The organism is Pseudomonas sp. Au-Pse12 (genome assembly GCF_021341665.1).
Classification (GTDB): Bacteria; Pseudomonadota; Gammaproteobacteria; order Pseudomonadales; family Pseudomonadaceae; genus Aquipseudomonas.
The window spans coordinates 448,093-474,364 of sequence record NZ_JAJTTH010000003.1 but is presented as its reverse complement, the minus strand read 5'-3'; the positions used below and the strand labels follow the sequence as shown (position 1 = coordinate 474,364).

The 26,272-nt window shown below is 62.1% G+C and carries 28 protein-coding genes and 1 pseudogene; 16 read left to right on the top strand and 13 right to left on the bottom strand.

Annotated elements, in window-relative coordinates; translation table 11 throughout:
- Window positions 1-12: 12 nt before the first annotated feature.
- Window positions 13-249: a DUF3820 family protein gene (locus tag LXM55_RS10595; protein ID WP_015636734.1), complete on the bottom strand. Its 237-nt coding sequence runs from the start codon at window positions 247-249 to the stop codon at window positions 13-15.
- A gap of 220 nt (window positions 250-469) precedes the next feature.
- Between LXM55_RS10595 and LXM55_RS10590 the strand changes: the two genes are divergently transcribed.
- From LXM55_RS10590 to LXM55_RS10575, 4 genes are all read left to right on the top strand, one after another.
- Entirely contained in the window at window positions 470-937 is a 468-nt protein-coding gene (locus LXM55_RS10590; protein ID WP_233320327.1) for a ferritin-like domain-containing protein, read from the top strand.
- 157 nt (window positions 938-1,094) lie between these two features.
- A complete protein-coding gene (locus LXM55_RS10585) occupies window positions 1,095-3,083 on the top strand; it encodes an FUSC family protein (RefSeq protein WP_233320326.1) in 1,989 nt (662 codons plus the stop codon).
- Window positions 3,070-3,276, top strand: coding sequence for a DUF1656 domain-containing protein (locus LXM55_RS10580; protein ID WP_233320325.1), 207 nt, complete (start codon window positions 3,070-3,072; stop codon window positions 3,274-3,276). Before LXM55_RS10585 ends, LXM55_RS10580 begins: the two co-directional genes overlap by 14 nt.
- A 10-nt stretch (window positions 3,277-3,286) precedes the next feature.
- A complete protein-coding gene (locus LXM55_RS10575) occupies window positions 3,287-4,153 on the top strand; it encodes an efflux RND transporter periplasmic adaptor subunit (protein ID WP_233320324.1) in 867 nt (288 codons plus the stop codon).
- A gap of 42 nt (window positions 4,154-4,195) precedes the next feature.
- Here the strand turns inward: LXM55_RS10575 and LXM55_RS10570 are convergent, their stop codons facing one another.
- Both LXM55_RS10570 and LXM55_RS10565 read right to left on the bottom strand, forming a co-directional pair.
- Complete coding sequence (locus LXM55_RS10570) at window positions 4,196-4,666, bottom strand: MaoC family dehydratase (RefSeq protein WP_011062855.1); 471 nt, start codon at window positions 4,664-4,666, stop codon at window positions 4,196-4,198.
- 49 nt (window positions 4,667-4,715) lie between these two features.
- A complete protein-coding gene (locus LXM55_RS10565) occupies window positions 4,716-5,660 on the bottom strand; it encodes an alpha/beta hydrolase (RefSeq protein ID WP_233320323.1) in 945 nt (314 codons plus the stop codon).
- 216 nt (window positions 5,661-5,876) lie between these two features.
- On the opposite strand from LXM55_RS10565, the gene fadD2 reads away from it, so the two are divergent.
- On the top strand, window positions 5,877-7,565 hold the full coding sequence (fadD2, locus tag LXM55_RS10560; RefSeq protein WP_233320322.1) for a long-chain-fatty-acid--CoA ligase FadD2: 1,689 nt from the start codon (window positions 5,877-5,879) through the stop codon (window positions 7,563-7,565).
- Between the two features lie 338 nt (window positions 7,566-7,903).
- A complete protein-coding gene (fadD1, locus tag LXM55_RS10555; RefSeq protein ID WP_233320321.1) occupies window positions 7,904-9,595 on the top strand; it encodes a long-chain-fatty-acid--CoA ligase FadD1 in 1,692 nt (563 codons plus the stop codon).
- Window positions 9,596-9,661: 66 nt separating this feature from the next.
- Here fadD1 and LXM55_RS10550 read toward each other — a convergent pair whose 3' ends face one another.
- Window positions 9,662-10,039 carry a hypothetical protein gene (locus LXM55_RS10550; protein ID WP_060840664.1) on the bottom strand — a complete coding sequence of 126 codons (378 nt, stop codon included), beginning with the start codon at window positions 10,037-10,039 and terminating at the stop codon, window positions 9,662-9,664.
- A 211-nt stretch (window positions 10,040-10,250) separates the two neighbouring features.
- Between LXM55_RS10550 and LXM55_RS10545 the strand changes: the two genes are divergently transcribed.
- The 3 genes from LXM55_RS10545 to def all read left to right on the top strand — a co-directional run bounded on the left by LXM55_RS10545 (window position 10,251) and on the right by def (window position 12,117).
- Window positions 10,251-10,442, top strand: coding sequence for a CsbD family protein (locus LXM55_RS10545; RefSeq protein ID WP_233320320.1), 192 nt, complete (start codon window positions 10,251-10,253; stop codon window positions 10,440-10,442).
- 188 nt (window positions 10,443-10,630) lie between these two features.
- A complete protein-coding gene (locus LXM55_RS10540) occupies window positions 10,631-11,575 on the top strand; it encodes a YihY/virulence factor BrkB family protein (protein WP_233320319.1) in 945 nt (314 codons plus the stop codon).
- Window positions 11,576-11,577: 2 nt separating this feature from the next.
- Entirely contained in the window at window positions 11,578-12,117 is a 540-nt protein-coding gene (gene def / locus LXM55_RS10535; protein WP_233320318.1) for a peptide deformylase, read from the top strand.
- 19 nt (window positions 12,118-12,136) lie between these two features.
- On the opposite strand, the gene LXM55_RS10530 is transcribed toward def, so the two are convergent.
- Both LXM55_RS10530 and gstA read right to left on the bottom strand, forming a co-directional pair.
- On the bottom strand, window positions 12,137-12,559 hold the full coding sequence (locus LXM55_RS10530) for a GNAT family N-acetyltransferase (protein WP_233320317.1): 423 nt from the start codon (window positions 12,557-12,559) through the stop codon (window positions 12,137-12,139).
- A gap of 265 nt (window positions 12,560-12,824) precedes the next feature.
- A complete protein-coding gene (gene gstA, locus LXM55_RS10525) occupies window positions 12,825-13,427 on the bottom strand; it encodes a glutathione transferase GstA (protein ID WP_233320516.1) in 603 nt (200 codons plus the stop codon).
- 98 nt (window positions 13,428-13,525) lie between these two features.
- Here gstA and LXM55_RS10520 point away from each other — a divergent pair, with 98 nt between their 5' ends.
- The 3 genes and pseudogenes from LXM55_RS10520 to LXM55_RS32650 all read left to right on the top strand — a co-directional run bounded on the left by LXM55_RS10520 (window position 13,526) and on the right by LXM55_RS32650 (window position 16,242).
- Complete coding sequence (locus LXM55_RS10520; protein WP_233320316.1) at window positions 13,526-14,386, top strand: LysR family transcriptional regulator; 861 nt, start codon at window positions 13,526-13,528, stop codon at window positions 14,384-14,386.
- A 536-nt stretch (window positions 14,387-14,922) separates the two neighbouring features.
- Window positions 14,923-15,696, top strand: a pseudogene (locus LXM55_RS32655) (PAS domain-containing protein); the annotation flags it as partial.
- Between the two features lie 6 nt (window positions 15,697-15,702).
- Entirely contained in the window at window positions 15,703-16,242 is a 540-nt protein-coding gene (locus LXM55_RS32650) for a methyl-accepting chemotaxis protein (RefSeq protein WP_442799753.1), read from the top strand.
- A 60-nt stretch (window positions 16,243-16,302) separates the two neighbouring features.
- Here the strand turns inward: LXM55_RS32650 and LXM55_RS10510 are convergent, their stop codons facing one another.
- From LXM55_RS10510 to LXM55_RS10495, 4 genes are all read right to left on the bottom strand, one after another.
- Entirely contained in the window at window positions 16,303-16,812 is a 510-nt protein-coding gene (locus tag LXM55_RS10510; protein WP_233320314.1) for a hypothetical protein, read from the bottom strand.
- A 182-nt stretch (window positions 16,813-16,994) separates the two neighbouring features.
- Window positions 16,995-17,738 carry an NAD-dependent epimerase/dehydratase family protein gene (locus LXM55_RS10505; RefSeq protein ID WP_233320313.1) on the bottom strand — a complete coding sequence of 248 codons (744 nt, stop codon included), beginning with the start codon at window positions 17,736-17,738 and terminating at the stop codon, window positions 16,995-16,997.
- A 39-nt stretch (window positions 17,739-17,777) separates the two neighbouring features.
- Window positions 17,778-18,410, bottom strand: a complete 633-nt coding sequence (locus LXM55_RS10500; RefSeq protein WP_233320312.1) for a glutathione S-transferase family protein — start codon at window positions 18,408-18,410, stop codon at window positions 17,778-17,780.
- A gap of 100 nt (window positions 18,411-18,510) precedes the next feature.
- Window positions 18,511-18,942 carry a PACE efflux transporter gene (locus LXM55_RS10495; protein ID WP_233320311.1) on the bottom strand — a complete coding sequence of 144 codons (432 nt, stop codon included), beginning with the start codon at window positions 18,940-18,942 and terminating at the stop codon, window positions 18,511-18,513.
- A gap of 123 nt (window positions 18,943-19,065) precedes the next feature.
- Between LXM55_RS10495 and LXM55_RS10490 the strand changes: the two genes are divergently transcribed.
- Complete coding sequence (locus LXM55_RS10490) at window positions 19,066-19,980, top strand: LysR family transcriptional regulator (protein WP_233320310.1); 915 nt, start codon at window positions 19,066-19,068, stop codon at window positions 19,978-19,980.
- Between the two features lie 4 nt (window positions 19,981-19,984).
- On the opposite strand, the gene LXM55_RS10485 is transcribed toward LXM55_RS10490, so the two are convergent.
- Entirely contained in the window at window positions 19,985-20,914 is a 930-nt protein-coding gene (locus tag LXM55_RS10485; RefSeq protein WP_233320309.1) for a LysR family transcriptional regulator, read from the bottom strand.
- Between the two features lie 65 nt (window positions 20,915-20,979).
- Here LXM55_RS10485 and LXM55_RS10480 point away from each other — a divergent pair, with 65 nt between their 5' ends.
- Entirely contained in the window at window positions 20,980-21,600 is a 621-nt protein-coding gene (locus LXM55_RS10480; RefSeq protein WP_233320308.1) for a LysE family transporter, read from the top strand.
- Between the two features lie 6 nt (window positions 21,601-21,606).
- On the opposite strand, the gene LXM55_RS10475 is transcribed toward LXM55_RS10480, so the two are convergent.
- Window positions 21,607-22,638: a LacI family DNA-binding transcriptional regulator gene (locus LXM55_RS10475; RefSeq protein ID WP_047288632.1), complete on the bottom strand. Its 1,032-nt coding sequence runs from the start codon at window positions 22,636-22,638 to the stop codon at window positions 21,607-21,609.
- 215 nt (window positions 22,639-22,853) lie between these two features.
- Here LXM55_RS10475 and LXM55_RS10470 point away from each other — a divergent pair, with 215 nt between their 5' ends.
- Together LXM55_RS10470 and LXM55_RS10465 are read left to right on the top strand one after the other, a co-directional pair.
- Window positions 22,854-23,387: a gluconokinase gene (locus LXM55_RS10470; RefSeq protein ID WP_233320307.1), complete on the top strand. Its 534-nt coding sequence runs from the start codon at window positions 22,854-22,856 to the stop codon at window positions 23,385-23,387.
- 84 nt (window positions 23,388-23,471) lie between these two features.
- On the top strand, window positions 23,472-24,824 hold the full coding sequence (locus tag LXM55_RS10465; protein WP_092311455.1) for a GntP family permease: 1,353 nt from the start codon (window positions 23,472-23,474) through the stop codon (window positions 24,822-24,824).
- Window positions 24,825-24,893: 69 nt separating this feature from the next.
- Here the strand turns inward: LXM55_RS10465 and alaC are convergent, their stop codons facing one another.
- The gene (gene alaC / locus LXM55_RS10460) at window positions 24,894-26,105 is read right to left on the bottom strand and encodes an alanine transaminase (RefSeq protein ID WP_047305701.1); all 1,212 of its coding nucleotides are present in this window, start codon (window positions 26,103-26,105) and stop codon (window positions 24,894-24,896) included.
- Window positions 26,106-26,272 lie beyond the last annotated feature (167 nt).

Here is a 26,272-nt window from a genome sequence, read left to right as displayed (position 1 = left end):
GCGGGCTCTTTATCAGTGGCGGGGTTTGGGTTTGCCGTGTTTGGCGCGTAGCGGGTCCAGCAGGTCGGACAGGCCGTTGTGGTCGATTTCCTGCATCAGCGCCAGCAGGCCGCCGAGCTCGCCCTTGGGGAAGCCTTCGCGGGCGAACCAGTTCAGGTAGGGGCCGGGCAGGTCGGCGAGGATGCGCCCCTTGTACTTGCCGAAGGGCATTTCCCGGGTGACCAGCAGTTCAAGTGTTTCAGGCGTCATCGCGCAGGCCGCTCTGTGATTCGGGTGCCGAGGAAAATACAGGCATTCTGCATGCAGGCCAAATGACAGATCATGCAAATAGCGCGGATACAGATTTTCATGATTTCAATAAGTTATTGAAATATAACGAATAAATATGGATTTAAAGTCTGGCATGGCGGGTGCAACGGTTAACTCAACCCTCGTAGTTCAACCCTCGTAACCCACAAGGAACCAGAAAATGACTGACTTGAATAAAGAAGCGATTTCGGTACTCAACAGCCTGATCGAAACCAGTAAGGACGGCCAGGAAGGGTTCAAGACCTGCGCCGAAGACATCAAGCATCCAGAGCTCAAGGCGCTGTTCATCAAGCGCTCCAGCGATTGCGCCAGCGCCGCGGCGCAATTGCAGTCGGTGGTGCGCTCCATGGGGGGCGAACCGGAAACCTCCACCAGTGTCAGCGGCGACCTGCACCGGCGTTGGGTCGACCTCAAGTCGCTGGTGACCGGCAAGGACGAGGAAGCCGTGCTCAACGAGGCCGAGCGTGGCGAAGACCATGCGTTGAAGGCCTACAAGGAAGCCCTGGAGACAATCAACAAGCACAACCTGGTGGGCATTCGTGATGTGGTGGAGCGCCAGTATCACGGCGTGCAACGCAATCACGATCAGGTAAAAGCCCTGCGCAACCAGGCTCGTGCCCGTTCATAAGGCTAAAAACCTGTCAAAAACGCCAGCCAGTCTGGCGTTTTTTTATGCCGTTGATTTAATGCTGGACGCTATTTAGTTAGCTAGCTAATAATTAGCCTGCCTTCGCCGATGACTATCGCGACTATCGTTAAAACTGTCCTGCCAAGAGTGCCTGCCAGTGCCTATTACCCTGCAAGCCTTGCTTGCTCCCAACCTGCGCGCGGTGCAGTTCGCGATCAAGACCCTGCTTGGCGGCGGCGTGGCCTTGTGGCTGGCCTTGCGCTGGGGGCTGGAGCAGCCGGCCTGGGCGCTGATGACCGCGTTCATCGTCGCCCAGCCGTTGTCCGGGATGGTGCTGCAAAAGGGGCTGGCACGGCTGCTCGGGACTCTGGTCGGGACCCTCATGTCGGTGCTGTTCATGGGGGTGTTCGCGCAGACGCCCTGGTTGTTTCTTCTGGCCCTGGCGTTGTGGCTGGGGCTGTGCACCGCCAGTTCGACCCTGCTGCGCAGCGCCTGGTCCTATTCCTTTGTGCTGGCGGGCTACACCGTGGCGATCATTGCCTTGCCAGCCATCAGCCATCCGCTGGGGATCTTCGACCAGGCGGTGGCCCGCTGCACGGAAATCTCCCTGGGTATCATCTGCGCCACTGCCAGCAGTGCGCTGATCTGGCCGCTGCGGGTCGAGCGGCAGTTGGCCGATCAGGCCCGCAGTGCCTGGCACAGCGGGATGCAGGCGGCCCGCGCGACCCTGGCCGGGGATGCCTTGGCGCGCAAGGGCTTGCTGGAGATTCTCGGGCGTATCGTCGCTGTGGACGCGCAGCGCGAACATGCCTGGTTCGAAGGCCCACTGGGTCGCCAGCGGGCCCGGGCGATCAGTGGCCTGAGTCAGAAGCTGCTGATGCTGCTGCGGATTTCCCGTTCGGTACGACGCCAGTGGAAGCAACTGGAGGCCGCCGAAGCCGTGCCGTTGCAGCCCTGGATGGATCAGCTCCAGGCGGCGTTGGACGCCGCCGATGGCGCCAGCCTGCAAGCCTTGTCGCTGCGCGTGCTGGAGGCCTCTCGCGAGGTTTCGCTCAGCCCCGCGCAGAGCTATTGCCTGGCGCGGTTGAGCTTGTTGCTGGATACCGCGCTGGGCGCTACCCAGGCCCTTGAAGCGGTGCAGGAGGGGCGGGCGTCGGTGGCGCAGCCGGCGACCCTGGCGCCCCATCGCGACCTGTCGCTGGCCCTGGTGTTCGGTGCCCGTAGCGCCCTGGCGTTCCTCACGGTGGCCAGCTTCTGGCTGGCCACGGCCTGGCCCGCCGCTTCCGGGGCGATGCTCCTGACCTGCGTGGTGTGCAGCCTGTTTGCCAGCCGCGAGAACGGTGCGCAGATCGGCATGAGCTTCATGCGCGGGATCTTCCTGGCGATCCCCGTGGCGTTCGTGGTGGGGCAGATCCTGTTGCCGCAGTGGAGCGGTTTTCCAATGCTGGCGATGGCCATGGGCGTGCCGCTGTTCTTCGGTGCCCTGGGCATGGCCAACCCGCAGATCGGTGCCACGGCCACATCGTTCTGCCTGCACTTCATCGTGCTGATCTCGCCCATGAACCGCATGAGTTTCGATGTTGCCAGCTTCTTCAATAACGCCCAGGCCATGGTGCTCGGGGTCGGCGCCGCGGTGCTGGCCTTCCATCTGCTGATTTTGCGCAACCCGGCGTGGCACGGCCGGCGTCTGCTGGCGGCGACCCTGCATGACCTGGTGCGCCTGACCCGGCGCAACCTGCGGGGCGCGGAAAGCTGGTTCGGCGGGCGCATGGCCGATCGCCTGTTACAACTGGCGCGGCATTACCCCGAGCTGCCGGAGCCGGCCCGCAGTCGCTGGGACGATGGCTTGCTGGGCCTGGATATTGGCGACGAACTGATGCACCTGCGCTTGAGCCTGGCGGTGGCCCAAGTGCCGGTCAGTGCCGCACAGCGGGCCTACTTCGAGCAACTGCAACGGACCCTGGAACAAGGCCCGGCGGGTAACCGCCAGGATGCCCTTGAACAGCCCAGCGCGGCCTTGCTCGAAGCACTGGCGCAACAGCCACCCAGCGATGCGCTGAAGCTGGCGAAGGGCGCGGTGGTGCAATTGCAAAGCAGCTGGCGCAGTTGGTGCCGGCAGCAGGAGGACAGTCATGGGGCTGCGTGAGTGGTCGGTGGGCGGGGTGCTGCTCAGCCCGTTTCTGATTTATGTGGTGCTGGCGCTGGTGCTCACCGGCGCCTTGCGGATGCTGGTACGGGTGACCGGGCTGGGCCGCTGGATCTGGCACGAAGCATTGTTCGATTGTGCCCTGTACGTCTGTGTGTTGACGGCCATTACCGTGGTTCTGGGGCCCTTATAAGGAGTTGATCATGCGTACACCCGTACGTGTCGCGTTTACCCTCTGCCTGGTGGCGGTGGCGATCTTTGCCGGTTATCACCTGTGGCAGTACTACATGCTGACCCCCTGGACCCGTGATGCACGGATTCGCGCGGATGTGGTGATCGTCGCCCCGGATGTGTCCGGTTGGGTGCGCGAGCTCAAGGTCGCGGACAACCAGCAGGTCAAGGCCGGAGAGCTGTTGCTGAGCATCGACCGCGACCGTTTCGAGGCCGCCCTGGAAAAGGCCCTGGCGGTGGTGCAGACCCGCCAGCAGCAACTCAATTTGCGTGAACATGAAGCCAGCCGGCGTGCCGCCCTCGGGCCCCAGGCCATCAGTGCCGAGCTGCGGGAGAACGCCCAGATCAACGCCGGCATTGCCCGTGGCGAGCTGCGCCAGGCCCAGGCTGAGGCCAAGGTCGCCGAATTGAACCTGGCCCGCAGCCAGGTGCATGCCCCGCGTGACGGGCATATCACCAACCTGCGCCTGGCCGAGGGCAATTACGTCAATGCCGGGCAGCCGGTGATGGCGTTGATCGATGATTCGACCTTCTATGTCCAGGCCTATTTCGAGGAAACCAAACTGCCGCGGATCCAGGTCGGCGACCCGGTGAAGGTCTGGCTGATGAGCGCCGGCGATGCCTTGCAGGGCCATGTGCAAAGCATCAGCCGGGGCATTACCGACCGCAATGCGACGCCCGACGGGCAGTTGCTGGCGGAAGTGGAACCGACCTTCAACTGGGTGCGCCTGGCTCAGCGGATTCCGGTGCGGATCAAGCTCGACAAGGTGCCCGAAGGCATCAACCTGAGCGCCGGCATGACCGCCAGCGTGCAGGTAGAGGAGGGTAGCAAACGGTAGGGGCCGGCAAGCCGGCACCCGGGCGATTGCGTGGGGCGGCGTTCAGCCGATGGTGATGGCTGGCAGGGTCGGCAGGGTCACGGTCTGTTGCTTGCGTGGCGCGAGAATCTCGGCTTCGCCGTCCACCACCAACTCATCGCGCTGGTTGAACACGCGGGTGGCGATGCGCACGCGGAACTTGGGCAGTTTTTCGAGGATCTCCAGGCGCACGGTCAGGGTGTCGCCAATCTTCACCGGCTTCTGGAAGCTCATCTGCTGGCCGATATAGATGGTGCCCGGGCCGGGCAGCTCACAGGCCACGGCGGCGCTGATCAGCGCACCGCTGAACATGCCGTGGGCGATGCGCTCCTTGAACATGGTGGCGGCGGCGAACTCGGGGTCCAGGTGCACCGGATTGTGGTCGCCGGACATGGCGGCGAACAGCTGGATGTCACGCTCCTCGACGGTCTTGCTGTACTGGGCGGTCTGGCCGACTTCCAGGGCTTCGTAAGGGGTGTTGGTTACCTGGGTCATGTTGCTGAAATCCTCTGACAGATAAATGAACGCACTGACTGCGCACCGCTTATTCCGACCGCGCTGGCCGGCGGTGCTGCAGCGCCTGGTCCAGCCAGGCCAGCACGTCGTGGGTCACTTGGTCACGGTTGCTTTCGTTGAACAGTTCATGACGTGCCTGCGGGTAGATATTGAGTTGCAGGCATTGGCTGCCGGCCTCGCGCAAGGCGTTGGCCAGATCCTTGAGACGCTTGCCGGCGCTCACCGGATCACATTCACCGCCGATGACCAGCAGCGGCAGGCCCGGATCGATCTGCGCCAGGTTGGCGATCTTGCTGATCTGCTGCAGCCCGCCCAGCAGGTCGATCCACAGTTGGTTGGTGCAGCGAAAGCCGCAGAGCGGGTCATTGACGTACTTGTCGACTTCCGCCGGGTCGCGGCTGAGCCAGTCGAAGGCGGTGCGGTTGGGCTTGAACGCTTTGTTGAACGAGCCGAAGGACAGCCACTCGATCAGTGCGCTGCGCCCCTGGCCGCCCTGGCGCCAGCGTTCGAGGCGGGCGATCAGGCTGGCGATGCGGTACAGCGCCACTGGCTGGAAATTCGAGCCGCTGAGAATGGCTCCGTGCAGGCTGGCGCTGTGGTGTTGCAGATAGGCCTGGGCAATGTAACTGCCCATGCTGTGGCCCAGCAGCACGATGGGTGTGCCGGGGTGCTGTTGACCGATGTGCTGGTTGAGGCTGGCCAGGTCGCCGACCACCTTGCTCCAGCCGTTCTGATCCGCGTAGTGGCCCAGGACCCCCTGTTCCGCGCTCTTGCCGTGGCCGCGCTGGTCGGGCGCGTAGACCGCGTAACCTTCGGCGCACAGGGCCTGGGCCAGGCGCGCGTAGCGCCCGCTGTGCTCGGCCATGCCATGGGACAGCAGGATTGCCGCCTTGAGCGGCGGCTCGGGCAACCACTGGTTGATGAAGAGGCGGTGGTGGTCGCTCGTGGTCAACCAGAACGTGTCATGGGTCATGGCGATTCCTTTGCTCGAAGACGCTGAACTTTATAGCGCATCAGTGCCTGTGCGTCTGATTCGTGAGCTCGTTGGAAGCAAGATTCACAAAATTAATGACACACTTGCGCATATTTGCCTGAATCGCCATAGCTGCTAACGTCCGAGGAGCCCCGCCCCTGATAGCGTTACAGTGGCGGCCCCGGACAGCTCAGGTACAAAGAGAGGATAAGAATAATGCAACCTGATTTCTGGAATGATAAGCGCCCCGCCGGCGTCCCCAATGAGATTGACCTGGGGGCCTTCAAGTCGGTGATCGAGGTGTTTGAGCGTTCCTGCAAGAAATTCGCTGATCGCCCCGCCTTCAGCAACATGGGCGTGACCCTTACCTACGCCGAGCTGGAGCGCTACAGCGCGGCCTTCGCCGGTTATCTGCAAAGCCATACCGACCTGGTTCCGGGAGACCGTATCGCGGTGCAGATGCCCAACGTCCTGCACTACCCGATTGCGGTATTCGGCGCCTTGCGCGCCGGTCTGGTGGTGGTCAACACCAACCCGCTGTACACCGCGCGGGAGATGCGTCATCAGTTCAAGGATTGTGGAGCCCGAGCCCTGGTCTACCTGAACATCTTCGGGCAGAAGGTCCAGGAAGTGCTGGGCGACACCGATATCCAGTTCCTGATCGAAGCCAAGATGGGCGACCTGATGCCCAGTGCCAAAGGCTGGCTGATCAATACCGTGGTGGACAAGGTCAAGAAGATGGTGCCGGCCTACCACCTGCCCCAGGCCATTTCCTTCAAGAGCGCCCTGCGCCTGGGGCGTGGCCAGGGGATCAAGCCGCTGCAGGTGGGGCTCGACGATGTCGCGGTGTTGCAGTACACCGGCGGCACCACCGGCCTGGCCAAGGGCGCCATGCTGACCCACGGCAACCTGGTGGCCAACATGCAGCAGGCCCGGGCCTGCCTCGGCCAGCACGGGCCCGACGGCCACACCCAATGGCGCGAGGGCCAGGAGGTGATGATCGCGCCGCTGCCGCTGTACCACATCTATGCCTTCACCGCGAACTGCATGTGCATGATGGTGACCGGCAACCACAACGTGTTGATCACCAATCCGCGAGACATCGGCGGCTTCATCAAGGAGCTGAAAAAGTGGCGGTTTTCCGCGCTGCTGGGGCTTAACACGCTGTTCGTGGCGCTGATGGATCACCCGGAATTCAAGCACCTGGATTTTTCCAGCCTCAAGCTGACCAACTCCGGTGGCACGGCCCTGGTCAAGGCCACGGCGGAGCGCTGGCAGGAACTCACCGGTTGCCGGATCACCGAAGGTTATGGCCTCACCGAAACCTCGCCGGTGGCGTGCACCAACCCCTATGGCGACCGCTCGCGGCTGGGCACGGTCGGTCTGCCGGTGCCGGGCACCACCTTGAAGGTCATCGATGACCAGGGCACCGAGCTGCCGCTGGGCGAGCGCGGCGAGTTGTGCATCAAGGGGCCGCAGATCATGAAGGGCTACTGGAACAAGCCCGAAGCCACCGCGGAAGTGCTGGACGCCGAAGGCTGGTTCAAGTCCGGGGATATCGCGGTGATCGATCCGGATGGTTTCGTGCGCATTGTCGATCGCAAGAAGGACATGATCATCGTCTCGGGTTTCAACGTGTATCCGAACGAGATCGAGGATGTGGTCATGGCTCACCCCAAGGTTGCCAACTGCGCGGTCATCGGCATTCCGGACGAGCGTTCCGGCGAGGCGGTGAAGCTGTTTGTGGTGCCGCGTGAGACGGGGGTCAGCCTTGAAGAACTCAAGGCCTACTGCAAGGAAAATTTCACCGGCTACAAAGTGCCCAAGCACATTGTCCTGCGTGATTCCCTGCCGATGACGCCGGTGGGCAAGATCCTGCGTCGCGAGTTGCGCGATATCGCCTGAGTCCAGGGCTTTTACCTCGCGGGCAAGCCGGTTGACGCAACTGGCTTGCCCGCGATGCTTTCCAGGGGGGCGCAAAGCCCCGGGCCAGAGCGGAATTCGTGCTGGTAGAATTTTTACTCTAAAAGTGACTACGAGATTGTCTTGAGTCATTTTTGTGACTATGAAGGCCTATTTTGGCTCTAGGCGGCCTTTTCCAAAGCTGCTACTCTCGGCGCGCTTTGTGACTTCTCGGCCTAAGTAAAAGCCAGACTCACCAACAGACACCAATAAAAAACACAGACAAATAATAATCGCATCAACTGCGGTGATGAATTCGCGTTGCTGAGGAGTGGGCTTCCATGATCGAAGACTTTTGGAAGGATAAGTACCCAGCTGGGATTGCTGCCGATATCAATCCTGACGAGTATCCGAATATTCAGGCGGTGTTGAAGCAGTCCTGCCAACGTTTCGCTGACAAACCGGCTTTTAGCAACCTCGGCAAGACAATCACCTACGGTGAGCTGTACGAACTGTCGGGAGCCTTTGCCGCGTACCTGCAGCAGCATACCGATTTGCAGCCCGGCGATCGAATCGCCTTGCAACTGCCCAACCTGCTGCAGTACCCGATCGCGGTGTTCGGTGCGATCCGCGCCGGCCTGATCGTGGTCAACACCAACCCGTTGTACACCGCACGGGAAATGGAGCACCAGTTCAACGACTCCGGTGCCAAGGCCCTGGTCTGCCTGGCCAACATGGCCCACCTGGCAGAAGCCGTGGTGCCCAAGACCGGGGTCAAGCATGTGATCGTCACCGAAGTGGCGGACCTGCTGCCGCCACTCAAGCGCCTGCTGATCAACAGCGTGGTCAAGTACGTGAAGAAGATGGTGCCGGCCTACCATCTGCCCCAGGCGGTCAAGTTCAACGATGCCCTGAGCAAGGGGCATGGCCAGCCGGTGCAGGAAGCCAACCCTGCCAGTGGCGACGTGGCGGTGCTGCAATACACCGGCGGCACCACCGGCGTGGCCAAGGGCGCCATGCTGACCCACCGCAACCTGGTGGCCAACATGCTGCAGTGCAAGGCGCTGATGGGTTCCAACCTCAATGAAGGCTGCGAAATCCTCATCACCCCGCTGCCGCTGTACCACATCTATGCGTTCACCTTCCATTGCATGGCCATCATGCTCATGGGCAACCACAACATCCTGATCAGCAACCCGCGCGACCTGCCGGCGATGGTCAAGGAACTGTCGAAGTGGAAGTTCAGCGGGTTTGTCGGCCTGAACACCCTGTTTGTTGCCCTGTGCAACAGCGAGGCGTTCCGCAAGCTGGACTTCTCGGCACTGAAGGTCACCTTGTCCGGTGGCATGGCCTTGCAACTGGCGGCCGCCGAGCGTTGGAAGGACGTGACCAACTGCCCGATCTGCGAAGGTTATGGCATGACCGAAACCAGCCCGGTGGCCACGGTCAACCCGATCCAGAACATCCAGATCGGCACCATCGGCATTCCGGTGCCTTCGACCCTGTGCCGAGTGGTCAACGATGCCGGTGAAGAACTGCCCCTGGGTGAAGTCGGCGAGCTGTGCGTGAAAGGCCCGCAGGTGATGAAGGGCTACTGGCAGCGCCAGGACGCCACCGATGAAGTCCTCAACAGTGAAGGCTGGCTGAAGACCGGTGACATCGCGCTGATCCAGCCGGACGGCTATATCCGCATCGTCGACCGCAAGAAGGACATGATCCTGGTCTCCGGTTTCAACGTGTACCCCAACGAACTAGAAGACGTGCTGGCCTCGTTGCCGGGCGTATTGCAGTGCGCGGCGATCGGCGTGCCGGACGAGAAATCCGGCGAGACCATCAAGATCTTCATCGTCGCCAAGCCGGGGGTCACCCTGACCAAGGAGCAAGTGATGGCGCACATGCGTGCCAACGTCACCGGCTACAAGGTGCCCAAGGCCGTGGAGTTCCGCGATGCGCTGCCGACCACCAACGTCGGCAAGATCCTGCGCCGTGAACTGCGTGACGAAGAGCTGAAGAAACTCGGCGTGAAGAAGTAAAACCTAGCGCCGAAAAAAAGCCCCGCCAGTGCGGGGCTTTTTTATTGGCCGGCGTGGGTGCCGGGCTTACTGCTGGAACTGGGCGAAGCTCACGCCGGTGCCGGCTGGACGCACGTCCTTGAGGAAAGAGTCCTTGTCGGCACTCAGCTCCAGGCTCAGGGCGGCCTTGCGCTTGCCTTGGTTGCGGATCACCAGGCCTTCGAGTTTTTCCCGCAGGAACACGGTGGGCACTTTCAGGTGCAGCAGTTGATCGGTGTCCGGGGTGTGCAGCAGCAGGTGCACCCATTCGTACTGACCGATGGCCAGGCGGGTAACCAGGATATCGAACCACCAGATATTGCGGTTGCGGTTCAGCTCCGCGAAATGGCAGTTGTTGACGCCCAGCACCGCACCGCCCAGTTCCTGGTTCCGGCGGGCGATGGCCTGCTTTTTATCGAGTTTCATAACATTCCTACGGGGATTGGATCTTCAGTGCTTGGCCTGAACAGGTTGCGCATTCTCCCGGGTTGCCCGGCAAACATAAAGCGCAACCTCGGCAGATCGATGAAATGCCCGGCAAAAAATAATTGAAACTCTGCGCGAAAGCCGCGGGTCAACCTTGGGTAACGACGCAACTCACTGTGTTCGATCAATGAATGTTCAACGGAGAAATACCATGAGCAGCGCAGCGGATAAGGCAAAAGGCCTGGCCAACGAAGCCATTGGCAACATCAAGCAAGGTGTCGGCAAGGCCACCGACAACACCAAGCTGCAGGCAGAAGGCAAGCTGCAGGAGAAGAAGGGCGAAGCCCAGCAAGCCTTGGGCAAAGCCAAGGATGCAGTCAAGAAAACCATCGACAAGGCCTGAAAACCTCGGCGTCGATGATGCACGGCAGCGGCCATCCATGGATGGCCGTTTTTGTGTGCGGGCCCAGGGGGGGATCAGCCAATCCACTTGTTGTCATGGTTGCGGTTCGCCAACTGAGCTAATTTGTTGTAGAAAACGCCCCCTGAGTCGCTTTTGACTTCAACCTGTTTGCGGCGAAAGGAGACGCTATGATTTTTCCGGACCTCAAAGGTTTGCCCTTGCACCGTGTGCTGATTCGCACGGTCCATGAGTTCATTGCGGACGAGATGTCGACCTACGCCTCGGCGCTGGCCTACCAGATGCTGTTTTCGCTGTTCCCCTTCATCCTGTTCCTGATCGCCCTGATCGGTTTCCTCCACTTGCCGGACTTCTTCACCTGGCTGCGCCTGCAGTCGGAACTGGTGCTGCCCCGTGAGGCGCTGGAGCAGGTCAACCCGGTGATCGACCAGTTGCAGCAATCCAAGGGCGGCCTGCTTTCCATTGGTATCGTCATCGCCCTGTGGACCGCCTCGGCGGGCGTGCGCCTGATGATGAGCGCGATGAACGCCGCCTACGACGTGGTCGAGGGCCGGCCGATCTGGAAGCGCTTCCCGCTGTCGGTGTTCTACACCGTGGGCATCGCCGGCATGCTCCTGGCCGCGGCGGCGCTGATGGTGCTGGGGCCGCAGGTGATGGCCTGGCTGGCAGGGCAGGTGGGCCTGGAGGACTTCATCGTCACCCTGTGGACCATCCTGCGCTGGCCAGTGATCGTGCTGCTGATGATGGTGGCGGTGGCGTTGATGTACTACGTGATGCCCGATGTGCAGCAGAAATTCCGCTTCATCACCCCAGGCTCGGTGCTGGCGGTCGTGGTGTGGATCATCGCTTCCCTGGGTTTTGCCTACTATGTGAAGACGTTCGCTAACTACAACGCCATGTATGGCAGTATCGGCGCGATCATCGTGCTGTTGCTGTACTTCTACATCTCCTCCGCGGTGCTGCTGCTGGGAGCGGAGATGAACGCGGTGATTGAACACATGTCGGCCGAAGGCAAGAACCCTGGCGAAAAGGGCTTTGACGGGCACGACGAAAAACAACACGTTTCGGGACTGGGACGGGACCACTCGCTCAAGCCGACCACTGACGAAGCCTGATCATGATCCGTGAAATCCTCAAGATGGGCGATGAGCGCCTGCTGCGTATTGCCCCGCCGGTAGCGCCGGAGATGTTCGACAGCCCCGAGTTGTGGGAACTGATCGACGATATGTTCCAGACCATGGAAAGCGTGGGAGGCGTCGGCCTGGCGGCGCCGCAGATCGGCGTCGACTTGCAGCTGGTGATCTTCGGCTTCGAGCACAGCGAACGGTATCCGGAGGCCGAAGCGGTGCCCCAGACCATCCTCATCAACCCATTGATCACGCCCTTGAGCCCGGAACTGGAAGAGGGCTGGGAGGGCTGTCTCTCGGTTCCCGGCCTGCGGGGCGCGGTGCAGCGCTATCAACACATCCGCTATGAAGGCTTCGACCCCAGGGGCGAGCCCATTGTGCGGGTGGCCTCGGGCTTTCATGCGCGGGTGGTGCAGCATGAGTGCGATCATTTGATCGGTCGGCTGTATCCGTCGCGGATCAGCGATTTCAGCAAGTTCGGCTTCACCGAAGTGCTGTTTCCCGAACTCGACCCCAACGCCGACGAATAGGTGCGAGCGGGCTGTTGGGTCAGTGCCGTGGCAGGTTGCCGCTGACCATGGCCAGCAGTGGCTTGCTGCGTCGGTAGCGGGCCAGTCGATCATGCAGCGGTTGTGGCAACTGACCCGCAATGGCAAAGCCCATGGAGCGGTACAGCGCCTCCAGGTCCGGGTGGCAGAACAGCCAGACCGGGCCGGCGACGGTTTGCCGGGCCTGGTCCACCAGCGTGGCCGCCAGCCCTTGGCCGCGACAGGCCGGGGCGACGAACAAGCCGGTCAGCCAATACCCTTCCGCCACCGGGCTCAGGCTCATGCCGGCGATGATCTCGGTGCTTCTGGCAACCCAGAGTTGGCCGTCGCAGGAGGCGCGCATGGATGACTGGTGCTGGCGGTAGAACTTGTTCAGCAAGGGCCGTTCGGCCTCGGCAAGCAGGCTGATCAGGTGGGCGGGCATGGGCTTTCCGGAGATGGCAACAGGGGCGGGGGGATTATAAAAGAACCCTGGCCGGCTATAGGTGCTATACCTGAAGCCTTTCCCGCATCAGTGGAGTGAATGTCATGTCCAAAGGTATGAACGCCAAGAAAAATGCCAAGAAAAAGCCGGCAAAGAGCGCAGATGAGAAACGCGCCGAGAAAAAGGCCAAGAAAACCGAAGTGAATGTTTTCGGTCACTGATCACTTTGACGAAGCCCGCTCTGCGGGCTTCGTTCTATCTGCCCTCAGGCCAATTCCAGCGCCAGGGCTTCACGTACGGCAGGGCGTTGTTCAACCCGGGCCTGAAACCGCGACAGGGCCGGCCAGGTTGCAAGATCGATGGCGAACAGCGCCGTCCAGCGCAGGACGGTGAACAGGTAGGCATCGGCGATCCCGAACTGCGCGCCCTGCAGGTAGTCCTGGCGCTCGAGCGTCTGCTCGAGCAAGGCCAGGCGCTTGAACAGCTTCTGCTTGAACACCTCTTTCACCGCCTCATCGAACCCTGGATTGAACAGCCAGCCCATGATTGCGTGAACTTCGCTGGTGATGAAGTTCAGGGTTTCCTGCAGCCGCACCCGCTGCCAGCTGCCGTTGGCCGCCGCCAGGCCAGCCTCGGGCTTGAGGTCGGCGAGGTATTGCAGGATTGCCGGGCCTTCGGTGAGCACTTCGCCATTGTCCAGTTGCAGCGCGGCGACGTAACCCTTGGGGTTGATGGCGAGGAAGTCCTGGCCGTCGGCGGTGCGCTTGCTGCGGTTGTCGACGCGGATGGCCTCGAACGGCAATTGCAGCTCCCGCAGCACGATATGGGAGGCCAGGGAACAGGCTTGTGGGGCGTAATAGAGTTTCATCGGCAGGTCTCTGGTGAAGGTGTGGGCCAGTGTCATGGAGAGTGATGGCATGGGTAAAATTAATCTTTCAGAGCGCAGCCATAAGGATAGCTACTGCCATGATGAACCTGATGCACTGGCGCCTGCTGGTGGCAATTGCCGAATGCACCACCATCACTCGCGCCGCCGAGCAGGTGGGCATGACCCAGTCCGGGGCCAGCCAGGCGCTGGCCCAGATGGAGGACATGCTTGGGGTGCAGCTGTTCACCCGCGAAAACCGCCAGGCGCTGCCCACGGCGATCGGCTTGCAGGTCCTGGCGCAGGCGCGGGTGATGCTCGACGCCCTGGCCCGGGTCCGTCGGGAGGTGGACACGGCCCGCGGCATTCCCCAGGGCAACCTGCGCCTGGCCGGGTTCCCCATGGTTCTGGCGACTTTCCTGCCGCCGTTGCTGCGGCGTTTCAAGCCGCTGTATCCGGGCGTCGAGGTGGTGCAGCTGGAGGTCAGCGACGACGAGGTCGAAACCCTGCTCGAGGCGCAGTTGGTGGACATCGGGGTTGTGCTCAACCCGGCGCCCGAGCGCCATTCGTGGTTGCTGGGACGTGATTCGTGGGTGGCGGTGCTGCCCCAGGATCATCCCTGGCCGGCTTCGACCATCGACCTGGCGTCCCTGCTGGCGCAGCCCTTTGTCCTGGCCACCGGCGGCTGTTCGGTGAATGCCCGCAGCCTGGCGGCCGAAGCCGGCATGCCCCTGGCCGATGTGCGGGTCGAGGTGCGCGAGTGGAACAGTGCCTTCAGCCTGGTGCGTGAGCGCCTGGGCGTGACCCTGGTGCCACAAAGCACTCTGCCGGCGCACCGCGAGGGCTTGCGGGTGCTGGCGCTGAGCAGCGCGGTCGAACGCGAGTTCGCCCTGGTGGTGGCTCCCGGACGGGAATCGAATGCGCTGGTCCAGGCATTTCTGGCAACCCTTGGCGAGATTTAGAACGCTTGGCGCGAAGGGTTTGGCAACACTCTATTTATGTCTTGTCTGTTACTTGTCGCGAATGAATTTCAACGCTTTGAAAGTTGTGAAAACGGACTGACTAGTGGCCTTGCATAGAGTCTGCGGCTGTCTATGCTCAATTGTGAAATTTGCTATCTGTTGGCTTTTGAGTATTTTTCCCGCGATGTTCGTGCGGTTGTAAAAGGCTGGGCGCACCACTCGGTTTGCGCTTACGAAATTGAATTCATGAATAAGAGCGAGAGTGCGCAATTAGAGGCGCCGCAGGTTCAGGAGTGTCGACTTAGATGGAGTTTCTATTCTTTGTTAGGTAAGGCCCGCGAGCGGGTCATCAAGTAAAGGATGGCTTGATAAGAGCGTTGCAACATGGACTCTCCGATTAAACATCATTTATCACCTGACACTTCCTCTCTCATATGGAGGGAGGCGCTTGCCCGTTTTATGGAACGTTGTGGTGGATCAGTTGAAAAACTAGAAACTTCCGTCAATGAAAAGACAGCGTTGAAGGTGATACAACCATGTTTAACCTACATCACAAGGCTGACCTGCAGGAAATCGAACGCTTCAATTGTGCGCTGAGCGAAGCCAATGCCAAGTTGGCGGCGATCAGTCGTTCCATGGCGATGATCGAGTTTTCTGCCGAGGGCGTCGTGCTCGATGCCAATGAAAACTTCTGTCAGGTCATGGGCTATTCCGCAGAGGAGATCCGCGGCAAGCACCACCGGATTTTCTGTGAGGAAGAGTTCTACCGCAGCGAGGAGTACGCCAAGCTGTGGCGCGACCTGGCACGGGGCGAGCCGGTCAGCGGGACTTTCCTGCGCCTGGACAAGCGAGGTCGGGAAATCTGGCTCGAGGCCAGCTACATGCCGGTGTTCGACGCCAATCGCCAGGTGCGCAGCGTGATCAAGGTGGCTTCGGACGTCTCCGAACGTATCCATGTCGAACATGAAAACCAGAGCCTGCTGAACGCCATCGGCCGCTCCATGGCGATTATCGAGTTCAGCCCGGATGGCAAGATCATTACCGCCAACGACAACTTCCTGAAGACCATGCAGTACTCGCTGAATGAGATTGTCGGTCAGCACCACAGCATGTTCTGCCACCGTAGCGAGGCGGAATCCGCCGAGTACAAGCAATTCTGGGCATCGTTGAACCGTGGTGAGTACCACTCCCATCGCTTCGAGCGGGAGAACAAGTACGGCCAGACGGTGTTCCTCGAAGCCTCCTACAACCCGCTGTTCGATGCCAAGGGCCGCCTGTACAAGGTGGTGAAGATCGCCAGTGACATCACCGATCAAATGACCACCCTGCGCTCCGCCGCCGAGTCCGCCCACAGCACTTCAGTGCAGAACGACGCCTGCGCGCAGAAGGGCTCGGAGGTGGTGCAGCAGACCGTGGAGATCATCCAGCAGATTTCCCATGACCTCAATCAGGCGGCCCATAGCATCGACGCGGTGAGCAAGCAGTCGGAAATCATCGGCAGCATCGTCCAGACCATCCGTGGGATTGCCGACCAGACCAACCTGCTGGCGCTCAACGCGGCCATTGAGGCGGCCCGGGCCGGCGAGCACGGGCGCGGCTTTGCCGTGGTGGCGGACGAGGTGCGCAGCCTGGCGGCGCGTACCAGCCAGGCGACGGTGGAAATCGTCGAGGTGGTGCGCAAGAACCATGACCTGTCGACGAGCGCGGTGACCAGCATGCAATCGAGCCTGAGCCGCACCGGGCTGGGGGTCGAGCTGGCGAACGAGGCGGGGGAAGTGATCCTGGAGATCCAGCAAGGCTCGCGGCATGTGGTGGATGCCATCAGCCAGTTCAACTCGACCTTGCAGTTGCAGTAGGCGCTTTCCAGCAGGCACAAAAAAGGGTTCCCGCTGGGAACCCTTTTACATTCAGTGGCATTACAGCGCGGCGAGGAACTTCTCGTCCACTGGCTTGGCGCCGTTCTGGGTATTTTGTCCTTCCTGGGCCATCTGCATCTTGTCCTTCATACGCTGGGCGATTTCCTGGCTGATTGCCAGTTGCCGCTCTGGTGGCAGGTTCTGCAAGTCTTCCTCGGTCAGCCCCAATTCTCTGAGGATGCTGTCGCGCAGACGCTGTTCCGGGGTCTTGCTCATGTACTCCTTGAACTCGCTCAAGGCACCGGTTTCGGTTGCGCTGGTGGTGGGCGCGGCACTGGTGGTGGGTGGCGTGGCCTGGAGCAGGACGCGGGTCTTGGCGAAGGCCGCGTTGACGTTGTCATCCACGCTGTTGGCTGGCGGGGTGGAGGACTGCGACGCCGGATAGGTCACGGAGTTCTGGGCTTGTTGCAGCATGCCACTGTACAGCGCGCTGGCGGCTGCGGTGGTTGGGTCCATATCGGTGCGCGAGGTGGGCTGCACCGAAACGGATTTCTGGGCGTTGACCAACATGATCGGGAACCTGTGTGAGAGAACTAGGCGAGTAGCTCAGCAAAATCCATGCCGGATAAAATCGTTCTTGAATATCAAAGGTTTGGCTGGGGTGTCGGTGCCGGGTTGCCTGCAAACGGACAAGTCTTGCCGCTTTCTGGCAATCGCCGCCCCGGGGCTTGCCGAGGGCGGCGCGGTATCACTTAGTAAGTGATGGGGATGCCGAAGTCTTCCTGGAAGGCATCGTCTACTGGGTTGTAGCCGAGCACCCGGGTGGTTTCGCTGAGGTCCAGGCGCTTGAAGCGATTGTTGGAAATGCCGTGGCCGATCAGGAACGGTACCCCCGGGGTTTCCACCGCCCGTTGCAGCAGTTGCAGCGCATCCCGCGGGCTGAGCCAGGCGCTCAGGTCACGGGTGGTGGTCAGCTCGTGGTGCTGCGGGTCCTCGAACGCGCCAATGCGCAGGGCAATGCAGGACAGCCCGCGCTTGGCGGCATAGAAGGCGCACAGGGCTTCGCCGTAGCACTTGCTCACCCCATACAGGTTGGCCGGCATCACCGGCATGCCTGGGGTGATCTGCCGATCCACCGGGTAGCCTTCGATGGTCTGGGCGCTGCTGGCGAATACCAGGCGCCGGCATCCGGCCTGCACCGCGGCTTCGAACAGGTAGGTCGTGGCGAGAATGTTGTTGGGCAGCAGCTCGTCGAAACTGGCCGTGGCGTGGGGAATGCCGGCCAGGTGCACGATGACGTCGATCCCCGGCAGCAGGCGGCCAATGGCGTGTGGGTCGTCGAGGTCCAGGCGCACGAAACGGTGCGGCGCGGGGATCTCGAAATCCGGCTCGATCCGGTCGGTGAGGGTGAAGCGATGGCGCTCCTGGGAGCCCTGGAAAAACACTTTGCCGATCCTGCCGCACGCGCCGGTCAGTAGTACGTTAAGTCCATTCATGTCGAATCTCCGCAAAGCTGAAAAGGGGCGGGACGGGGGCTAAGGGGTGCCGTTGCGACCGTGCAGCAGGAACCCCGGGCGCAAGCTCAGGCGTTCGTAGTAGGCGGCCACGGCGGGGAAGTCCGGATGCTCCATCGGGGTCATCTGCCAGCGATTCACCGAGAGGCCGAGGACGATATCCGCGAGGCTGAAATCCTCGCCGAGGACATAGGCCCCAGAGCGCTCAAGCTGGCGTTCGAGAATGCCCATCTTGGCGTTCCAGGCCTGCAGGCTGGCGCTGATGCGCCGGCTGTCCTGGAAATCCGTATGCTGGCGTACCAGGCCCATGAAGGCGTAGCTCCAGGACGGATTGAGCTCGGTGGCTTGCCAGTCCATCCACTGTTCCACCAGGGCCCGGGCCCGCGGGGCGATCGGCAGCAGGCCGCAGCCAGGGTGCTGGTTGGCCAGGTAGCGGCAGATGCTGTTGGATTCCCACAGAACGCCGGCGTCATCGATCAGTACCGGGACCTGGGCATTCGGGTTGAGGGCCAGAAACTCGGGTGTGTGCGTGGACTGGAAGCCGCTGCCCCAGTCTTCCTGCTGGTAGGAAAGCCCAAGTTCCTCACAGGTCCACAAGACTTTCCTGACGTTGATGGACGAGGCTTTGCCGAGAATTCTACAGGGGGTTCCCATGACGTTTCCTTGTTCGTGGCACCGGTTGGCCATGGGAATTTAACAGCCTGGCATTGCCTCGGCGACGGCCAATTTGCCTCCAGGCGTGTAGCCGCGCACTTCAGGCAGGATCGGGCAGGGCCGAGGCGGGCAGGCCGAAAACCCGGTCGAACAGCCAGTTGAAGGCAAAGGTGTAGCAAGGGATGAACAGAATCAGCGCCAGGTCCAGGAGGAAGGCCTGCACCAGGCTGATGTCCATCCACCAGGCAATCAGCGGGATCAGGAACACGATCAGGGTCAACTGGAAACCCACGGCATGGGCAATGCGTCGCTTGACGGTGCGGGTGCGTGACCGCTGGCGGCTCTCCCAGCGCTCGAACAGGCTGGTGTAGATGAAGTTCCAGGTCACCGCGATGCTGGTGATGACCACCGCCAGCGGCCCGGTGCTGCTGGGCGAGGTGCCCGAGAGCAGGGCCAGGCCGAGGGCCGAGAAGGTCATGCCGAACACCTCGAACAAAGAGACATAGACCAGTTTGCGTTTCACGCCTTGCATGTGGATTCCTCGGTATTGAATGCGGATGACCGGCTCGGGGCTGGCACGGGGCGCAGAAGATAGCTTCAATACAGATGACAGAAAAAGTCGGAAGCTTTCAGTTTTCCTGATAGGTTGGCGCCCATGAATTTTTCCAGCGACAGCATCCAGTTGTTTCTCGCCGTGCTCGATCGCGGCTCCTTTTCCGCGGCGGCGCGCTTTCTCGGCAAGGTGCCTTCGGCAGTCAGCATGGGCATCGCCAACCTTGAGGCCGAGCTGGGGTATGCGCTGTTCGATCGCCGCCATCGCGAGCCGCTGCCCACGCCTTTGGCCTTGTCCCTGGCGCCCCACGCGCGGCTGATCGCCGACCAGCTCAAGCAGCTGCAGGTGCATGCCGTCGAGCTGTCCCTGGGCCTGGAGAGCAAGCTGTCGATCGCGGTGGTGGATGACATCGACAAGCAACGGGTGCTGGCCGCGATCAAGCTGATTGCCGAGCGTTATCCGCTGCTGGAGGTCGAGCTGCTCAGCGCGCCCCAGGATGACGTGCTGGAGCTTTTGCACCGCGGCCGGGTCAGCGTCGGCGTGGCGTTTGCCGGGTTGAGCGTGAATGCCCTGGAGTATTTCCAGTACCTGGGCAGCGAGCGGATGATCGCCTGCATTTGCGCGGCGCACCCGGTGTTCCAGGCCTGCGATGGTTCGCTGTACCTCGAAGAGCTGATCAAGGTCCGCCAGGTGGTGGTGGCCAGTCGCGACCTGCCGTTGAGTGATACCCGGCCGCTGATAGGCGAGTCGCTGTGGCGCACTGACAGCCTAGCCATGGCCCTGCACATGGTGGAAGCGGGGATTGGCTGGGGTAATTTTCCGTTGTCGGTGATCCAGCCATTGCTGGCGGCGGGACGTCTACGGCGGCTGCATTTCAAGAACATCGACAACGGCCTGTCCTTGCCGGTGCATGCGATTTGGCTGAAGAACCAGCCCTTGCAGAAGGGGGCCCTGGCGCTGGTGCAGTTGCTCAGCGGCGAGGACCCGGCGCTGGGGGCCGTGCCCGCGCCTGCCTGAGGACCTACGCCAGGGCCTGCCGGCGTAGCCAGTGCAGCAGCTTTCCGGCCGCTGAGTCGGGGTCGATGGCCTGGGGCGACAGCAGGTAGTAGGCGCTGCCGTCAGCGATAAAACCGAAGGGCGCGCACAGCAGCCCGCCCGCCAGATCATCCCGTACCAGTTGCCACGGCGCGATCGCCAGCCCCAGTCCTGCCACGGCCGCTTGCAGGCTGAAGTAGAAATGTTCGAAAACCTGCTCCTGCGCCGTGGTGGCCGTCGGCAGTTGCTTGAGCTGCAGCCACTGTTCCCAGGCTTGTGGCCGGGTGGCGCTGTGCAGGCGCGGGGCCGGCTCCGCCAGTTGTGGCAGCCCGTCTGGCGTGGGCGTCCAATCCGCTTGTCGTTCGGGACGGCACACCGGCCCTATGGCTTCGTCGAACAGCCAATGGGCCTGGGTCTCGCGGTTCCAGGCAAAGTCGTTGCGGCGGATCGCCAGGTCGATCCCGCTATTGAACGAGAAGGGCCCGCCACCGGCCTGCAACTGGATCGACACGTGCGGGTGCTCGGCATAGAACCCCGGCATGCGCGGAATCAGCCAGCGCATCAGCAGGGTCGGTTCGCAGGACAGCACCAGCGGCGCCTCGGGGCCGGGTGCCCGCAGGCGGCTGGCGGTGTGCTCGATCAGGTCCAGGGCCTGGGTCACGCTGTGCAGCAGCTCGGCGCCGGCGGCGGTGAGAAACACCCGTTGGCTGCGGCGCTCGAACAGCGTGCTGCCCAGGTCCTCCTCCAGGGCGCGCACGGCGCGGCTGATGGCGCCGTGGGTCAGGTGCAGGGCGGCGCCGGCCTGGGTGAAGCTTTCCAGGCGCGCCGCCGCTTCGAAGCAGCGCAAGGCGCTCAGGGGCGGCAGCCGCCGTCGGGAAAGTTGTGAGTTTTTATCACCATCAGTGTCAGTTTTCATCGTTAGCGGCCTGGCTCTGAGCTTCATACAGTAGCGCCTTATTCTATAACCAAGGCGTATTCGACGTGACCGAACTGTTACTTGTAATCACTATTACCCTTCTCGCGGTGCTCAGCCCCGGGGCCGACTTTGCCCTGGTAACCCGCAACAGCCTGCTGCTGTCGCGTCGTCATGGCGTGCTCACGGCCTGGGGGATCGGGCTCGGGGTCATGCTGCATGTCGGCTACAGCCTGCTGGGGGTCGGGGTGTTGTTGCAGCAGTCGCTGCTGTGGTTTACCGGGTTGAAGATCGCCGGGGCGCTCTACTTGATCTACCTGGGCGTCAAACTGTTGCGCAGCCCTGTGCAACGTCCGGGAGCAGGTCCGGCGCAAGGGGCCGAAATGTCATCCTGGGGCGCCTTGCGCAGCGGCTTCTTGACCAATGCGCTGAACCCCAAGACGATGATTTTCGTCCTCAGCCTGTTCATGCAGGTGGTTCAACCGGGCACGGCCTTGCCGGTGCAGGTCGGCTACGGTGCGATCATCGTCCTGGCCCATGTGCTGTGGTTCGTGCTGGTGGCGATGTTTTTCTCGGCCCCGGCGATTGCCGGTCGGCTGCTGGCCTACAAGCGCCGGATCGATCAGGTGTTCGGCGCGGTACTGGTGGGCTTTGGCCTGTTGCTGAGTGTCTTGAGCGTCAGGCCCTGAGGCCTTTCAGGTGCTTTCCCGAACCCGCAATTCGAAGCCCATGTCCACCACCGGCTCGGCGACGCTGTTGCCGGCCAGCAGGGTCAGCATCTGTTCGGCGGCGCGGCGGCCAATGGCTTCGCGCGGGGTACTGATGCTGCTCAGGCGCGGCACCATGTGCTCGGAGGAGGGCAGGTCGTTGAAACCCAGCACCGCCACTTGCTCGGGCACCTTGATTCCGCAGCGCATGGCTTCCAGCAGCGCGCCCTGGGCCAGGTCGTCGTTGCCGAAGAAGATCGCATCCACCTGGGGTTGGCTCTGCATCAGTTGCAGGAACAGCTCGGCCCCCAGGCCGACGGACGAGGGGCGCGGGGTCAGCAGTTCCAGGTCGGGGTTGTACAGCCCGGCCTGCTGCAGGGCCCGGCGGAAACCTTCACCGCGCAGCAGGGTGCGCTGGTCCAGTTGCGCGCCGACGTAGGCCAGGTGCTTGCGTCCGCGGGAAATCAGGTGCTGGGCGGCCGTCTCGCCGGCGTTCAATTGCGAGAAGCCCACGCAGTTGAGCCCGGCGCCGGAGTCCAGGTCCATCATGTAGACGCAGGGAATGTTGTTCGCCTCGATCATCCGTCGGGCGCTTTCGGTGCGGTCGAAACCGGTCAGCAGCAGGCCGCGAGGCTGGTAGGTCATGTAGTTGCGCAGCAGGTTTTCTTCTTCGTCCCGGGAATAGTGGCAGTTGCCGATCAGCACTTCGAAGCCCTTGGGGCGCAGCACCTGATGGATGGCTTCCAGGGTCTCGATGAACAACAGGTTGGACAGCGACGGCACCAGTACCACCACCGATTGGCTCTGGGCCGAAGCCAGGGCGCGGGCGGCGGAGTTGACCACGTAGTTCAGCTCCAGCGCGGCCTTCTGCACCTTTTCCACCAGCTCGGTGGCCACGCTGCTGACGCCGCGCAGGGCCCGGGAAGCGGTGATCGGGCTGACGCCAGCCAGGCGGGCCACTTCGTTGAGGGTGGGGCGACCCGTGGTACGGGTGTTTTTGTCGTTTTTATGAGTGGTCATCAGACGGCTTGCCAAACAAAATTCAAGTCTCTAAGGTAGCGCTGTCCTGAAACAGCTGCAATGCGTGAGCGAGGTGTGCCTGACCCTCGCTCTTTGGTTTGGCGGACTATATACGCGGCAACCCACAAAAATGACAAGAAGGCGTCGGCAGACACTGTTTTTGTACTAGATTTTTTATTTGCGAAGGTAGCGCTGTCTGCGCGCTGAGGTGTTTCATGAGTCAACCCATCACCGCCCTGGTCATCATGGGTGTTGCCGGCTGTGGCAAATCCAGTGTCAGCCAGGCCTTGTGCCAGCGCAGTGGCGCCATGGCCATTGAAGGCGATTCATTCCATCCGGCGGCCAACATCGCCAAGATGAGCGCCGGCATTCCCCTCGACGACGAAGACCGCGCCGGCTGGCTCGACAGCCTGTGCGATGAGCTGCGGCGCACCCTGGCCGCCGGCCAGCGCCCGGTGCTGACCTGCTCGGCATTGAAGCGCAAATACCGCGAGCGCCTGCGCTCCGCGACGCCCGGGCTGGGCTTTGTCTTTCTCGAACTGACGCCGGCAGTCGCCGCCGACCGTGTGGCGCACCGGCCAGGGCACTTTATGCCTTCGACCCTGATCGACAGTCAGTTCGCCACTCTCGAATCCCCGGTGGGGGAGCCGCTCACCCTGGCCCTGGATGCCAGCACCCTGAGCGTCCAGCGCCTGGCCGAACTGGCCAACCAATGGTGGCTGGAGCATGGCCTGGAACCTTCACATTAAGTGCTGGCTCGAAAAAGGTAGCGCTACCCCACTTGGCCCTTGTTTTTAACGCTTTAATAAAAACAACAAACCGGAGGCAATCCCATGTTTGGCATGTCCCAAGAGACCTATCTGCTGGTTGATGCAGTGGTCACTATCATCGGTCTGATCGTGTTGATCACCCGATTCAAGCTGCATCCCTTTATTGCCCTGACCATCGCCGCGGGGTTCCTCGGCCTGACCTCGGGCATGCCGGTGGACAAGATCATCAAGGCGTTCCAGGACGGCTTTGGCGGGGTGCTCGGTTTTGTCGGCATCATCCTGGCCCTGGGTACCATGCTCGGCAAGATGATGGCCGAATCCGGCGGTGCCGATCAGATCGCCCAGACCCTGATCCGCTCGTTCGGCAAGGAGCGGGTGCAGTGGGCGATGATGTTCGCCGCCTTCCTGGTGGGCATTCCGCTGTTCTTCGAGATCGGCTTCGTGCTGCTGATCCCGCTGGTGTTCATCGTTGCCCGGCGCACCGGGGTGTCGCTGATCAAGATCGGCATTCCGCTCCTGGCCGGCCTGTCGGCGGTGCACGGCCTGGTGCCGCCGCATCCGGGGCCGCTGCTGGCCATCGGCGTGTTCGGCGCCGACATCGGCAAGACCATTCTCTACGGCCTGATCGTTGCCCTGCCGACCGCCATCATTGCCGGTCCGATCTACGGCACCTTCATTGCCAAGTACATCCCGGGCCACCCGTCCCAGGAGCTGGTCGACCAGCTGGCCCGTGAAAACACCTCGCAGAACCTGCCGAGCTTCGGCGTGACCCTGCTGACCGTGCTGCTGCCGGTGTTCCTGATGCTGCTCAAGACCTTCGCCGACGTGGCGCTGCCGGACGGGCACTTCTTCCGCCTGTGGATGGACATGATCGGCCACCCGATCAGTGCCTTGCTGCTGGCCTTGCTGCTGTCGCTCTACACCTTCGGCTACAAGCAGGGCATCGGCTCCAAGCAGATCCTCGGCCTGCTCGACGCCAGCCTGGCACCTACCGCGGCGATTATCCTGATCATCGGTGCCGGCGGTGGTTTCAAGCAGATGCTGGTGACCAGCGGCGTGGGTGATGTGATCGGCCACATGGCGGTCAACGCGCAGATCTCGCCGATTCTCCTGGCCTGGCTGGTGGCGGCGGTGATTCGCATTGCCACCGGTTCGGCCACCGTGGCGACCATCACTGGCGCGGGCATCGTGGTGCCGGTGGTGGGGATGATTCCCGGGGTCAACCGCGAGCTGCTGGTGCTGGCCACCGGTGCCGGATCGCTGATCCTGTCCCACGTCAACGATGCCGGTTTCTGGCTGGTCAAGCAGTACTTCAACATGACCGTGGCCGAGACCTTCAAGACCTGGACGGCGATGGAAACCATCCTCTCGGTGGTGGGCCTGATCTTTATCCTGTTGCTGTCGTTGGTGGTTTAAACGGCTCGCCGGTGAAACAGGGGCACAAAAAAACCGCATCGCTGCGGTTTTTTTGTGGCTGAAAGACCCTCAGCTTTTCTGCACCAGCCCGTCGGCGCGGAACATGCCACGAATGCCGCGCACCGCCTGGCGAATCCGGTCCTGGTTCTCGATCAGGGCGAAGCGCACATGATCGTCGCCGTACTCACCGAATCCCACTCCCGGGGAGACGCAGACCTTGGCCTCGGCCAGCAGTTTCTTGGCGAACTCCAGGGAGCCCAGGTGTGCATAGGCTTCGGGAATCTTGGCCCAGACGTACATCGAGGCCTTGGGGTTCTCCACCATCCAGCCCAGCTCATGCAGGCCCTTGACCAGCACATTGCGCCGTTGCCGGTACTGCTCGGCAATGTCTTTCACGCACTGCTGGTCGCCTTCCAGGGCGGCAATCGCCGCCACCTGCAGCGGGGTGAAGGTGCCGTAGTCGTGGTAGCTCTTGATCCGCGCCAGGGCGTTGACCAGCTCCGGGTTGCCGACCATGAAGCCGATGCGCCAGCCGGCCATGTTGTAGCTCTTGGACAGGGTGAAGAACTCCACCGCGATGTCCTTGGCCCCTGGCACCTGCATGATCGACGGGGCTTTCCAGCCGTCGTAGACGATGTCGGCGTAGGCCAGGTCGTGGATCACCAGCACGTCGTACTGCTTGGCCAGGGCGATCACGCGTTCGAAGAAATCCAGCTCCACGCATTGGGCGGTGGGGTTGGAGGGGAAGCCCAGGATCATCATCTTCGGCTTGGGAATCGAACCGCGAATGGCCCGCTCCAGCTCGGCGAAGAAGTCCACGCCGGGTACCAGTGGCACCGAGCGCACCTGGGCGCCGGCGATCACCGCGCCGTAGATGTGGATCGGGTAGCTGGGGTTGGGTACCAGCACCGTGTCGCCCTGGTCCAGGGTGGCCAGCATCAGGTGCGCCAGGCCTTCCTTGGAACCGATGGTGACGATGGCTTCGCTTTCCGGGTCGATGTCGACCTCGTAGCGGTCCTTGTACCAACGGGAAATCGCCCGGCGCAGCCGTGGAATGCCTTTGGAGGTGGAGTAGCCATGGGTGTCTTCGCGCTGGGCGACGGTGACCAGTTTCTCGACGATATGCGGCGGAGTCGCGCCGTCGGGGTTACCCATGCTCAAGTCGATGATGTCTTCGCCGCGCCGACGCGCAGCCATCTTCAGCTCGGCAGTGATATTGAAAACGTAGGGGGGAAGACGATCGATGCGCGCAAAGCGGCGCGGCGAACCTTGTTCGGCCATTGTTGCCTCGAAAAGACGTAAGCGCCCGGAACCGTCCGAGCGACGTTGGCCACTGCGGTGGCCTGCGGGGCAGACGATAAGGGCGGCGCTGGCGCCTTGTCCAGAGGGGCGGAAGATTATTTTTGTGGCGCCGGGCGGATTTGCGAGGGCTGATGATTTGCCGATAT